This is a genomic window from Thermus parvatiensis, from assembly GCF_001535545.1.
In the GTDB taxonomy this organism is placed as follows: Bacteria; Deinococcota; Deinococci; order Deinococcales; family Thermaceae; genus Thermus; species Thermus parvatiensis.
In genome coordinates this window covers 319,047-331,213 of record NZ_CP014141.1, presented here as the reverse complement: position 1 = coordinate 331,213, position 12,167 = coordinate 319,047, and the positions used below count along the sequence as shown (strand labels likewise).

8 protein-coding genes, 2 tRNA genes and 4 pseudogenes are annotated in these 12,167 nt (G+C 67.3%); 6 read left to right on the top strand and 8 right to left on the bottom strand.

Annotated elements, in window-relative coordinates; translation table 11 throughout:
- Positions 1-4 precede the first annotated feature (4 nt).
- The 8 genes and pseudogenes from AV541_RS12985 to secG all read right to left on the bottom strand — a co-directional run bounded on the left by AV541_RS12985 (position 5) and on the right by secG (position 4,444).
- A pseudogene (locus AV541_RS12985) lies at positions 5-1,101 on the bottom strand (LCP family protein).
- The gene (gene yqeK, locus AV541_RS01850) at positions 1,101-1,646 is read right to left on the bottom strand and encodes a bis(5'-nucleosyl)-tetraphosphatase (symmetrical) YqeK (RefSeq protein ID WP_060384109.1); all 546 of its coding nucleotides are present in this window, start codon (positions 1,644-1,646) and stop codon (positions 1,101-1,103) included. Before yqeK ends, AV541_RS12985 begins: the two are co-directional and overlap by 1 nt.
- Complete coding sequence (gene nadD, locus AV541_RS01845) at positions 1,621-2,181, bottom strand: nicotinate-nucleotide adenylyltransferase (RefSeq protein ID WP_008633577.1); 561 nt, start codon at positions 2,179-2,181, stop codon at positions 1,621-1,623. The genes yqeK and nadD overlap by 26 nt, the downstream gene beginning before the upstream one ends.
- Positions 2,182-3,431 (bottom strand): annotated as a pseudogene (obgE, locus tag AV541_RS01840) (GTPase ObgE). It abuts the gene before it with no gap.
- 9 nt (positions 3,432-3,440) lie between these two features.
- On the bottom strand, positions 3,441-3,698 hold the full coding sequence (gene rpmA / locus AV541_RS01835) for a 50S ribosomal protein L27 (RefSeq protein WP_008633580.1): 258 nt from the start codon (positions 3,696-3,698) through the stop codon (positions 3,441-3,443).
- 3 nt (positions 3,699-3,701) lie between these two features.
- The gene (gene rplU, locus AV541_RS01830; protein ID WP_060384108.1) at positions 3,702-4,007 is read right to left on the bottom strand and encodes a 50S ribosomal protein L21; all 306 of its coding nucleotides are present in this window, start codon (positions 4,005-4,007) and stop codon (positions 3,702-3,704) included.
- Between the two features lie 97 nt (positions 4,008-4,104).
- Positions 4,105-4,180 (bottom strand) — tRNA-Ala (locus AV541_RS01825).
- A gap of 36 nt (positions 4,181-4,216) precedes the next feature.
- Positions 4,217-4,444, bottom strand: coding sequence for a preprotein translocase subunit SecG (gene secG / locus AV541_RS01820; RefSeq protein WP_008633583.1), 228 nt, complete (start codon positions 4,442-4,444; stop codon positions 4,217-4,219).
- A 69-nt stretch (positions 4,445-4,513) separates the two neighbouring features.
- Here secG and AV541_RS01815 point away from each other — a divergent pair.
- The 6 genes and pseudogenes from AV541_RS01815 to AV541_RS13470 form a co-directional block, all read left to right on the top strand.
- Positions 4,514-4,588 (top strand) — tRNA-Thr (locus AV541_RS01815).
- 133 nt (positions 4,589-4,721) lie between these two features.
- A pseudogene (locus AV541_RS13300) lies at positions 4,722-5,177 on the top strand (RtcB family protein); the annotation flags it as partial.
- Positions 5,178-5,920: 743 nt separating this feature from the next.
- Complete coding sequence (locus tag AV541_RS11950; protein WP_338064764.1) at positions 5,921-7,597, top strand: RtcB family protein; 1,677 nt, start codon at positions 5,921-5,923, stop codon at positions 7,595-7,597.
- Between the two features lie 134 nt (positions 7,598-7,731).
- The gene (locus AV541_RS01805) at positions 7,732-9,195 is read left to right on the top strand and encodes a phosphodiester glycosidase family protein (RefSeq protein WP_060384107.1); all 1,464 of its coding nucleotides are present in this window, start codon (positions 7,732-7,734) and stop codon (positions 9,193-9,195) included.
- 94 nt (positions 9,196-9,289) lie between these two features.
- On the top strand, positions 9,290-10,879 hold the full coding sequence (locus AV541_RS01800; RefSeq protein ID WP_008633588.1) for a type I restriction-modification system subunit M: 1,590 nt from the start codon (positions 9,290-9,292) through the stop codon (positions 10,877-10,879).
- A gap of 70 nt (positions 10,880-10,949) precedes the next feature.
- Positions 10,950-11,927 (top strand): annotated as a pseudogene (locus AV541_RS13470) (restriction endonuclease subunit S); the annotation flags it as partial.
- Positions 11,928-12,167 lie beyond the last annotated feature (240 nt).

Sequence of the window (12,167 nt, the reverse complement as noted above, 5' to 3'; positions counted from 1 at the left end):
GCCCTTAGTGTAGCAGGTCCGGCCCGAGCTCCACCACCACCTCGGCCAAGGGCCGGTGGGGGGCGATGACGGAAAGGTGGAACAGGCCCGCGTAGTAGCGGCCCACCGCCGGGTCGCTGGCGTAAACGGCGCTCCGGGCCACCTCGGCCTCCTCCGTCCGCACCTCCACCCCCTCCCGCTCCAGGAAGGCCCGGCCCCAGGCGATGAGCCCGGCGTCCCCCCGCAGGCGCACCGGGAGGCCGGGGGGCGGGGCGAGGGGCGGCCCCCCGAAAAGGGCGGCAAGAAGCTCCCCCCTGCGCGCCTCGTCCACGTAGAGGTAGGTGCCCGCCCCCTCCCGCGTGGGCAGGGTGGCCAGGGCCACCTGGAAATCCCGGGCGTAGGGGAGGTAGTCCAGAACCTCCTCCAGGCTGAGGTCGGTGTCCAGCTCGCGCCACACCTCCCGCAGGGCGGCCGCCAGGGCGGGCCAGACCCGGGGGTCCTGGGCCTTTCGGGCCACCTGGGTGGCCACGGCCTTGATCCGGTCCAGGCGGGCGTAGTCCCCGAGGGCGTCGTGGCGGAAGCGCATGTACTTCACCGCCTCCTCCCCGGAGAGGTGGAGCCTGCCGGCGGGGAAGTCAATGTAGAGGTTCGCCGCCCGGTCCACGTAGCGCATGGGGCGGTCCAGGTACACCTCCACCCCCCCACGGCGTCCACCACACGGGCCACCCCCTCCAGGGTGAAGATGAGGTGCCGCTCCGCCACGAGGCCCGTGGCCTCCTCCACCGCCCGCTTCAAGAGCTCAGGGCCTCCCCGGCCGTAGGCGGCGTTGATCTTCCCGCCCACAAGGGGGCTGTAGAGGTCCCGGGGGATGGCCACGCCCACGGCCTCCCCCCCGCGGACGCGGACGTAGAAGATGGTGTCCGTCCGGCTTCCCGGGCCGCAAGGGGTGCGGGGGGCGCAGTAGTCAATGTCCCGGGCGGCCACCACCACCCCCATCTCCGGCACCGGGCCCGTCCGCTTGGAGGCGGAGGTGGAAAGGGCGGCGGGCCTCGGCCAGGAGAGGACCCCCCCAAGGGCGAAAAGGGCCAAGGCGAGGAGGAGGAAGGAGAGGCGGGGACGCATCAGAGGCTGTGGTAGACCTCCAGGGTTCTGGGGTGGATGGGGATCTTCTTGGCCTTGAGGTAGTGGACCTTGTTCCGCACCGCCAGGCGGTACGCCTCCTTAAGCCGGCCCGCCAGGGCGAGCTCCCGGATCTCCTCGTTCACCCCCCGGCCGGGCTCGGAGACGTCCGCCACGTAGAGGGCCATGCCGATCCCGTTTTCGGGGTCCACGCCGTAGACGTGGCCCTCGATGGCCTCGAGGACCTCCTCGTCCCGCACCCCCCAGGAGGCGGCCAAGACCCGGGCCGCCCGCCCGTGGAGGGCGAGGGGGTGGGCCTCCTCCACCTCGTTCTCCGGGGGGGCGAGGCGCCTCAGCTCCTCCTCCGGGAGGTCGCGGGCGGCGTCGTGGAGCAGGCCCGCCAGGTAAGCCCGTTCGGGGTCCAGCCCGTTGTTGCGGGCAATCTCCCGGGCGAGCTCCGCCACCCGGCGGATGTGCTCCATGCGCTCGGGACGGACGAGGCTTTGGACCTTGGCCTCCAGATCAGCGATAGAGACCGTGCTTTTCAATGTACACCTCCACCGCGCGCGGAACCCAGTAGCGCACGCTCCTTCCCTCCTTCAGCCGGCGGCGGATCTCGGTGCTGGAGATGCCCACCTCGGGCACGAAGAGGGGCACCACCGGGAGGGGCGCCTCCTTCAAAGGGTAGCCGGGCCGGGCCACGGCCACCAGGGTGGCGTACTCGGGAAGCCGCTCTCCTTCTTTCCAGGCAAGGACGTCCCGGTAGGCGTCGGCCCCGGTGATGAAGAAAAGCTCGTCCTCAGGGAAAAGGCGCCGCGCCTCGCGCAGGGTGTCCACCGTGTAGCTCGGGCCCGGGCGGTCCAGCTCCAGGCGGGAAACCGTAAACCGCGGGTCCTCCGCCACGGCCAGGAGGGTCATCTCGTAGCGGGCCTCGGCGGGGGCCACGGGGACCTTGTGGGGCGGGCGGGCCGCCACCACGAAGAGCACCCGGTCCAGGCCCAAAACCTCCTGGGCCTGGCTCGCCGCCAGGAGGTGGCCCAGGTGAATGGGGTCAAAACTCCCCCCGAAAAGCCCGATCCGCACTCAGACCTCCGGGATGTACTCAAACTCCAGCCCGCCGATGCGCACCAGGTCCCCCGCCCGCACGCCCTTGGCCCGGAGGGCGGCCTCCACCCCGTGGCGCCGGAAGACCTCCTGCAGGTACCCGGCCGCCTCCATCAAATCCCCCTTGATCCGGGCGAGGTACCGTTCCACCTCGGGGGCCCGGACCTCGTAGACACCCTCGGCCACGGGCACCACCTCCACCCCGGCCTGGACCCCCTTCCGGGGCACGGGCTTGGGCATCTCCGGCGGAGGCGTGGAACGGACCAGGGCGTGGAGCGCCTCCTTGAGGGCGGCAAGCCCCGCCCCCGTGAGGGCGCTCACGGGAAGCACGGCGAGCCCCTCCCGGGCCAGGGCGTCCGCCAGGGCCTTCACCGCCCCCTCCTCGAGGAGGTCCACCTTGTTGAGGGCCACAAGGCTCGGCCGGCGCAGGAGGGCGGGGTCGTAGGCCCCAACCTCCTTCCTGAGGGTCTCTAGGGTCTTGAGGGGTTCGTCTGCGGCGTCCAGCACGTAGAGCAGGACCCGGGTGCGGGCAATGTGGCGCAGGAACTCGAGGCCCAAACCCTTCCCTTCGCTTGCCCCCTCAATGATCCCGGGAATGTCCGCCAGGGTGAAGCGCTCCTCGTCGGAAACCTCCACCACCCCAAGGTTGGGGCTCAAGGTGGTGAACGGGTAGGGGGCGATCTTCGGGTGGGCCCGCGTCATGGCGGCGAGGAGGCTGGACTTCCCCGCATTGGGGTAGCCCACGAGGCCCACGTCGGCGATGAGCATGAGCTCCAGCCGGAGCCTGCGCTTCTCCCCCTCCTCCCCCGCCTCGGCGAAGCGGGGGGCCTGGCGGGTAGGGCTGACGAAGTGCATGTTGCCCCGGCCGCCCGCGCCGCCCCGGGCCACCAGGACCGTCTGCCCTTCCTCGGTGAGGTCGGCGAGGAGTTCCCCGGTGTCCGCGTCAAAGACCCGGGTCCCCCGGGGGACCTCAATGATAAGGTCCTCCCCCCCGCGGCCGTGCTGCTGGCTTCCCCGGCCGTGTTCCCCGTCCTCCGCCTTGTAGGTGCGTTTGGAGAGGCGGGAAAGGGAGTCCACGCTCCCCCGGGCCCGGAGGTAGACGGACCCTCCCCGGCCCCCGTCCCCCCGTCGGGCCCCCCTTTGGGAACAAACTTCTCCCGGCGGAAGGAAACGGCGCCGTCGCCACCCCTACCGGCGGCGACGGTGATCACCAGGACGTCTTGGAACATTACGCCCGCTTAGGCCAAGGGGCGCACGTGAACGTACCGGCCGAGACGGCCCCGGTCCTGGAACTCCACCACCCCGTCCACCAGGGCGAAGAGGGTGAAGTCCCGGCCCATGCCCACGTTCTTGCCGGGCTTGAACCTGGTGCCCCGCTGGCGCACCAGGATGTTGCCCGCCCGGACCACCTGGCCCTCGTACCGCTTGACCCCAAGACGCTTGGCCTGGGAGTCGCGGCCGTTCTTCGTGGAACCTAGACCCTTTTTATGCGCCATGCCTCACCCCCGGATCTCCTTGATGAGGAGCTCGGTGTAGGGCTGGCGGTGGCCCTTCTTCCTGCGGTACAGGACCTTGGCCTTGAACTTGGAGACGAGGATCTTCTTGCCCCGGCCGTGGCCCAGCACCTCGGCCACCACGCTGGCCCCCTCCACCACCGGGGTGCCCACCACGGTCTTCTCCCCGCCCAGGAGGAGGACGGGAAGCTCCACGGTGGCCCCGGGCTCCGCGTCCAGCTTCTCCACCCGAAGCTTAAGGCCGGGCTCTACCCGGTACTGTTTGCCGCCAGTCTTCACGATCGCGAACATGCCACACCTCTGCCGGGCCCCCGGGCCCTACCGGTCTTCCACTATAGACCAGCGGGGGCGTAACCGCAAGCTAAAACCCCCCTTGCGGGGGGTGTTTTGGTGGAGCCGAGGGGATTCGAACCCCTGACCTCCTCAATGCCATTGAGGCGCGCTCCCAACTGCGCCACGGCCCCAGGCAACGCCCATGGTACCGGGGAGGGCCCGCTTTGTCAACGGGGCCAGAGGCCGATGACCAAGGCCAGGGCCGCGAAGACCACCCCCAGGATCACCGTGAGGCGGTAGAGCCCTCCCGTCACGCCCCGGGCGGAGAAAAGATCGGCCGAGCCCCCCATGAGGTCCCCGGCTCCCTGCTTGGGCTCCTGCACCAGCACGAGGTAGACCAATAGCCCGGCCACGCCCAGGTAAAAGAGGATGACCAAGGTGTAGAGCAGGTCCATGCCCCCCACTCTACCAGAGGGGCACCGGTTGCGGGAAGTGGCCCCTTGGTTTACACTCTCTAGGGGCGGGCCGGTGTAGCTCAGCGGTAGAGCAACCGCCTCGTAAGCGGTAGGCCGCCGGTTCAAATCCGGCCACCGGCTCCAGCCGAGGCCCCGGGCGCGCCCGGGGCTTTCTCCTTGCCCTCAGGCGCAAGCCTTGACGCATAACGCATACGAGCTTAGCTTAAGGGTAAGCCCGGGCCGGTTGGCCCGGACGTTGTTTTTAGAGGAGGGCCTTATGTTCTTTGAGAAGATCGCCCCTTACACCTACCGCATCCCCCGGCAGGGGAAGATGCGGGTGGACGCCGTCTTTTTCGCCTCCGAGGCGATTTTGAAGGACCTCGAGGCGGAAAACTTCGCCTCCTTGCAGCAGCTCATGAACGTGGCCACCCTCCCGGGCATCGTGGAGCCCGCCCTGGCCATGCCCGACATCCACTGGGGCTACGGCTTCCCCATCGGGGGAGTGGCGGCCTTTGACCCGGAGGAGGGCGGGGTGGTGAGCCCGGGCGGCGTAGGGTTTGACATCAACTGCCTGCCTCCGGGAACCCGGATCCTCTTCCGCGACGGGTACACCCGCCCCATAGAGGAGCTGGCGGAGGAAAGAGCCCCCAACCTGGTGGTGTGGCGGCTTGGGGAGCGCCCGGAAGCGGCCCAGGCGGCGCTTCTCCTTTCACGGGAAGCGGAGGAACTCCTTAGGCTCCGCACAGAGGGCGGGTTTGTCCTGGAGGCGACCCCGGACCACCCCCTCTATACCCCTGAGGGGATGCGGCCTGCGGGCACCCTGGGGCCGGGGGACCGGGTGGCGGTCCACCCCTTCCGGGGCCTTCCCTACGAGCCCCCTCCACCCCTATCCCTCCTCGAGGAGGAGGAAGCGGAGGCCTGGGCCCGAACCCTCGGCTTTCCCCAGGCGCCCCGGGAGCTCCGGGCGCGGGGCCTTCTCCCCCTTCGGGCGGACCATCCCCACCTTCCGGCCATCCTCCGCCTCCTGGGCTACGCCCTGGGGGACGGCACCCTCTACCGCTCCGGGGGGCGGGCCTACCTGGTCCTCTACGGGGAGGAGGAGGGGTTGCGGGAGGCCAAAGCCGACCTGGAACGTCTGGGGTTCCGGGCAGGGGGACCCTACTTGCGCCGCCGCAACCACACCTTCCGGGGGCGAACCTTTGACGCGGTGGAGGCGGGTCTGAAGGTGTCCTCTCGTGCCCTCTTCCTCCTCTTCCGTGCCCTCGGCCTCCCCGAGGGGGCCAAGGCCAAGCAGGGCTTCAGACTGCCCGCTTGGCTCTTTGCCCTTCCCCCCTGGCTTAAGGCGAACTTCCTCGCAGGCCTTTTCGGGCAGAGCTTTCCGCGCCCAAGGCCGTAAGCGGCCACGGGTACAACCTGATCCCTCCGGTGCTTTCCCAGTCCAAGCGCCGAAGTTTCCTGGAGGAAGGGCGGGCCTTCATGGAGGACCTGGCCCGCCTGGTGGCCTCCTTGGGCCTCGAGGTCCAGGACCTTCGCGAGGAAGCCGACTGGGAGGAACCCGAGGACCCTTCTCACCGCTTCAAGCTCATCCTTCGCTCCACCCCGGAGAACCTCGCCCGGCTCTACGAGGAGGTGGGCTACGCCTACGCTCCTAAGAAGGCGCGCCTCGCCCTTCTCGCCGCCCTTTACCTCCGCCTGAAACAGGCCCACCTGGCTCGGAGGGAGGCTATGGCCGCGGAGGTTTTGGCCCTGCGGGAGGCCGGCGAGAAGGTGGCGGCCATCGCCCACCGGCTTGGGGTCTCCCGCCGCTTCGCGGAGCGGACGCTTTATGAGAAGCGGGGCGCTTTCCGGCCCCAGGGCTTTTCCACCTTCCCCGAGTTCGTGGCCGCCAACCCGGGGATGCTCTTTGACCGGGTGGTGGCCGTGGAGCGGGTGCCCTATGGGGGCAGGGTTTACGACCTTTCCATGGCCCACCCGGACCACAACTTCGTGGCCGAGGGGTTCGTGGTCTCCAACTGCGGGGTCCGCCTCCTCGCCTCCCACCTCACCCTAGAAGACCTCCTCCCCCGCCAGAAGGAGCTCGCCGACACCCTCTACCGCCTCGTCCCCTCGGGGGTGGGAAGCGAAAGAAGGGACGTGCGCTTTAGCAAGCGGGAGCTCAAGGAGATCCTCAAGGAGGGGGCGGGCTGGCTCGTGAAGCGGGGGTACGGCTACCCCGAGGACGTGCGCTTCATTGAGTCCCAAGGCCGTCTTCCCTGGGCCAACCCCGACAAAGTGTCGGAAAGGGCCTTTGAGCGGGGGGCGCCCCAGATCGGCACCTTAGGAAGCGGGAACCACTTCCTCGAGGTGCAGTACGTGGACGAGGTCTACGACCTTGAGGCCGCCGAGGCCTACGGGCTCTTCAAGGGCCAGATCACCGTCCTCATCCACACGGGAAGCCGGGGCCTAGGCCACCAGGTCTGCCAGGACTACGTGGAGCGCTTCCTTAAGGTGGCCCCCCGCTACGGCATTGAGCTTGTGGACAAGCAGCTGGCGGCGGCCCCCATCAAAAGCCCCGAGGGCCAGGACTACCTCCAGGCCATGGCCGCCGCCGCCAACTTCGCCTTCGCCAACCGCCAGCTCATCGCCCACTTCGTGCGGGAGGCCTTTGAGAAGGTGGGCTTTACCCCCAGGGACCACGGGCTCAGGGTCCTCTACGACCTCGCCCACAACAACGCCAAGTTTGAAGAGCACAGGGGTAGGCGGGTCCTCGTCCACCGCAAGGGGGCCACGCGGGCCTTCGGCCCCGGCCACCCGGAGGTCCCCGAGGAGTACCGCCGGGTGGGGCAGCCGGTCCTGGTGCCCGGGGACATGGGTCGCTACTCCTACGTCCTCGCGGGGACGGAGAAGGCCATGGCGGTTTCCTTCGGGAGCAGCTGCCACGGGGCCGGGCGCAAGATGAGCCGCCACCAGGCCAAAAAGGTGGCCCGGGAGCGGAACCTGGTGAAGGAGCTCGCAGAAAGGGGCATCCTGGTGCGGGCCGCCACCCGGGCTACGGTGGACGAGGAGATGCCCGAGGCCTACAAGGACGTCTCCTTGGTGGTGGAGGCGGTGGAGGGGGCGGGGATCGGGAAAAAGGTGGCCCGCCTCAGGCCCCTCATCGTGGTCAAGGGGTAATACCACCCCATGCTGGCTTGCGCCAGCATGGGGGCCCCGGCAAAGGGCTTCCTCGGGCTGGCTGGGCCAAGGAAGCTCGGGAAAAGGGTATAAGGCTCCATCCGCTTCTCAGAAAGATTTGGTTTCCTAGGAGGATGAGGCGGTTCGCCCTCCTCCTCTTTTTTGGCCTCGCCCTGGGCCAAACCCTCCTTCCCGTGGAAAAGCTGGGGCTCACCTTCCGGGAGGAAGGGGGGGCCTGGGTGTACCAGGGGGGCGGGAAGCGCTTCGTCTACGTCCCCGGGGTGGGCTGGGCCGAGCCCCTTGGGGCGGAGCTCCCCCCGCCCCAAGAGGGCCTCTTTCCCTTGGAGGCCCTAAAGGCCCTGGGCCACTTCCGGGTGCCCGAGGCGGGGGTGCGCTTCGGGGAGAAGCCCAAAGGCCTCCGGGTGGTCCTGGACTTGCCCGCCCCCTACCCGGCCGAGCCTCGGGAAGAGCGGGGTAAGGCGGGGGCCACCCTCTACCTGCCCTACCTCGCCCCGGACCTCCTCAAGGCCCCCTGGCCCCCAGGCCTAAAGGCCAGGGTCCGCTTTCTTCCCGAGGCCACCGAGCTCGCCTTGAGGGCGGAACGGGGCCAGCTCTACTACCGCCTTTTTCCCCTCGAGGACCCCCCCCGCCTGGTCCTGGACCTCTACCTCCTCGCCCCCGAGGTGGAGGAGGTTCTGGCCCCCGGGGTGCGCTACCGGGAGGTCTACGGCTTCACCCCCGAGCCCCTGAGGCTTTACCTGGTGGAGGCGGAACGGGGAAGGCTCCTCCCCGTGGGCACCCCGGGAAAGCGGGCTTTGCCCAGGGACCTAGCCCCGGGGGCCCTCGCCGTCCTGAACGGGGGGTACTTTGACCCGAAGACCGGGACGCCCATCGGCCTTTGGGTCCAGGACGGGGTGACGGTGGCCTACCCCTACGGGCGGGTGGCCCTCCTTTGGGACGGGTTTTCCTTCTTCCTGGGCTTTCCCCAGTTCGTGGCCGAGGTGGTGGGGCCCAGGGGGGAGAGGGCCCGGGTGGGGGTGAACGCCTCGAGGGCCCGCTACACCGCCCACACGGTGCCGGGCCTGGTGGGCCGGGAAGGGGAGGCGGTGGCCCTGGTGGAAGGGGACCGGGTGAAGGCCATCCTTCCCGCCCCCGCCGAGCTTCCCCCAGGGCTTTGGGCCCTTAGCTTCCCCAAGGGAAGCCCCCCCTTTCCCCTCGCCGTGGGGGACCGGTTAAGCCTCTACGCCAGGCTGGACCCCCCTTTCCGCTACGCCCTGGAGGGAGGCCCCCTCCTCCTCAAGGAGGGCCGGTACGCCTACGACCCCGCCAAGGAGAACTTCAAGGACCCGAGACCCCTTCAGGCCGTGGCCCTCCAGGCGGCGGTGGCCTGGACCCGGGAGGGGAGGCTTTGGCTTGTGGTCTCCGAGCCCACCACCCCGGGTGTTTTGGCCCGGGCCCTCCTCTCCTTGGGGGCCTGGAACGCCCTCCGGATGGACGGGGGCGGCTCGGCCCAGCTTTGGGTGCGGGGCGCCTTGCGAAGCCCCTACCAGGGAAGCCCCCGGCCCGTGGTGAGCGCTTTGGCCCTGTACCTGGAGTAGCCCCTTAAAATAAGGGGTATGGCTTTAGCCCCGTTTTTGGGCCCGGCGCACCTTTGGGAAGCGCCAAAAGCGGGATCAGGGGGGTAAGAGCGCTATGCCTTTGGACATTTCCACGCTGGAAAACTGGCTTTGGGAGGCCGCCTGCGCCATCCGCGGCCCGGTGGATGCGCCCAAATTCAAGGACTACATCCTGCCCCTCATCTTCCTCAAGCGGCTTTCGGATGTCTTCGAGGACGAACTGGCCCGCCTGGCCCAGGTATACGGCAGTCCTGAGGTGGCCGCGCACATCGTTGAAGACGAGCGGGAGCGGGGGATCATCGCTGCAGGCCGCGGGTCGGTGCGCTTTTACATCCCCGAAGCGGCCCGCTGGCCCCACATCCGCCGCCGCACCACCGGCCTGGGGCAGCACCTGACCGACGCGGTGCGCGCCGTGGCCCGCGAAAACCCCCGCCTGCAGGGCGTCATCGACATTGTGGATTTCAACGCCACCACCGCCGGGCAGCGCATCGTCCCCGACGAATACCTCGCCCGACTGGTGGAGGTGCTCTCCCGCCACCGCCTGGGCCTGGACGATGTGGAGCCCGACATCCTGGGCCGGGCCTACGAGTACCTTTTGCGCAAGTTCGCCGAGGGCCAGGGCCAAAGCGCCGGCGAGTTCTACACCCCCCGCGAGGTGGCCGTGCTCATGGCCCGCATCCTGGAGCCCCAACCGGGCATGACGGTGTACGACCCGGCCTGCGGCTCAGGGGGGCTCCTCATCAAGTGCCACCTGCGCCTGCTGGAAACGCACGGCGTGGAACAAAATGGCCACCGTCGCCTGCCCTCCCAACACGCGCCTTTGCGCCTCTTCGGCCAGGAGATCAACCCCACCACCTTCGCCATGGCCCGCATGAACGCCGTCATCCACGACATGGAGGCCGACATCCGCCTGGGCGACACCATGCGCCAGCCAGCCTTCCGAGACAACGCCGGCCGTCTCCAGACCTTCGACCTGGTGGTGGCCAACCCCATGTGGAACCAGGAGTTCCCCACCGACGTCTACGAGAACGACCCCTACGAACGCTTTGCCTTCGGCATTCCGCCAGCTTCCACCGCCGACTGGGGCTGGCTCCAGCACATGTACGCCTCCCTCAAGGACGGCGGCCGCATGGCAGTGGTTTTGGACACCGGCGCGGTGAGCCGGGGCAGCGGCAGCCAGGGTTCCAGCCGGGAGCGGGACATTCGTAAGGCCTTCGTCGAGCGGGACCTGATTGAAGCTGTGATCCTGCTCCCAGAAAACCTCTTCTACAACACGACGGCGCCCGGGATCATCCTGGTGATCAACAAGGCCAAGAGGCACCCGCGCGAGATCCTGTTGGTCAACGCCTCGCAGCTGTTCCTGAAGGGCCGGCCAAAGAACTACCTCGGCGAGGAGCACGTGGAGCGCATCGCCGCTGTTTACCACGGCTGGACGGCTGAGGAAGGGCTTTCCGCGATCATCTCCCTCGAGGAGGCCGCCCGCAACGACTACAACCTCTCGCCGAGCCGGTACGTGGCCCAAAACGGCGGCGAGGAGGTCCTTTCGCTGGAGGAAGCGGTTCTGCGGCTGCAGGAGGCGGAGGAGGAACGGGCGGCCGCCGACCGCGAGCTGCAGAGGATCCTGGAGTTCCTGGGGATGGGAGGTACCAGACGGTGGAAACGGTAGCGGAGGCAACGGCGGACCTCCCGAGGATTTCAGGTTCACTGAGATTGGGCGCCTGCCCGAAGAGTGGCAGGTGGTACGGGTTGGAGATTTGTTCGAGATCCAACAGGGTAAAGCGCTTTCCCCCAAACATCGAAGGGGTCAGAGCTTAAGGCCATTCTTGCGTACGGCCAACGTTTATTGGGGTCGCATCGACATCACAAAACTGGACTACATGGATTTCGACGATGATGAAGTGAAGCGTCTTGCTTTACGACCAGGAGACCTTCTTGTCTGCGAGGGTGGTGATATTGGGCGAACGGCCATGTGGGAAGGACAGTTGCCCCTGTGTTTGTTTCAGAACCATCTGCACCGACTTCGATCAAGGAGTGCTGATGTTGAGCCGGCTTTCTACATGTACTGGATGCAGGCAGCCTGGACTTTGCTGAATCTCTACAGTGGTGCTGGAAACAGGACTACCATTCCTAACCTTTCAAAGTCACGACTTGCGTCTTTTCTGGTTCCATTTCCGCCGCTAAATGAGCAGCGCGCAATCGCGCATGTTCTTCGGACGATCCAACGAGCTAAAGAAGCGACCGAAAAAGTCATTATCGCCACGAGAGAACTAAAGAAAAGCCTCATGCGGTACTTGTTCACCTACGGCCCGGTGCCGGTGGAAGAGGCCGAGCGGGTGCCGTTGAAGGAGACGGAAATTGGTCCTATTCCAGCCCACTGGCGGGTAGTGAGGCTGGGTGACATCGGTAAGGTCATCACGGGGCGTACACCGTCTACTTCTTGTCCGGAGTACTGGAATGGTTCAATTCCTTTCATAACTCCAGTCGACCTGAAAGGTGGGCCAGTTCGAGTTGCCCAGCGTTCTATCACGGAGGAGGGACTCCGAGAGGCGAAGGCCCTTCCTAAAGGTGCGGTGCTCGTCAGTTGTATTGGCTACATTGGGAAAGTCGGTGTTGTAGATGCGGAAGTTGCTGCTTCAAATCAGCAAATTAATGCTGTGATTTGTCAAAAAGCAGATAACTGGTTCGTCGCCTACGCAATAATGCACGAGGTACCACTATTAGAGTCTTTTGCCAGGATGACTACCATTCCGATTCTAAGCAAAACAAACTTGGAACCAGGACTTTACCCACATCTCCGTTTCGTGGTAAATCTCCCCTTGCGGGCGCAGCCCGTATCTGGTACCGGGGGTGATCCATGGACATGCTCAAGGTGGCCGAGGCCAGGCTCCAGGAGTTCACGGGCCGTTTTGCGAGCGTTTTCCCCCGATAAGCGCCTCCACCGACGGTTTGAAGAG

Coding starts and splice junctions, on each gene's coding strand:
- rpmA (WP_008633580.1), bottom strand. CDS start 3,698: ATGGCGCATAAAAAGGGTCTAGGTTCCACGAAGAACGGCCGCGACTCC.
- rplU (WP_060384108.1), bottom strand. CDS start 4,007: ATGTTCGCGATCGTGAAGACTGGCGGCAAACAGTACCGGGTAGAGCCC.
- secG (WP_008633583.1), bottom strand. CDS start 4,444: ATGGACCTGCTCTACACCTTGGTCATCCTCTTTTACCTGGGCGTGGCC.
- AV541_RS11950 (WP_338064764.1), top strand. CDS start 5,921: ATGGAGGACCTGGCCCGCCTGGTGGCCTCCTTGGGCCTCGAGGTCCAG.
- AV541_RS01805 (WP_060384107.1), top strand. CDS start 7,732: ATGAGGCGGTTCGCCCTCCTCCTCTTTTTTGGCCTCGCCCTGGGCCAA.
- AV541_RS01800 (WP_008633588.1), top strand. CDS start 9,290: ATGCCTTTGGACATTTCCACGCTGGAAAACTGGCTTTGGGAGGCCGCC.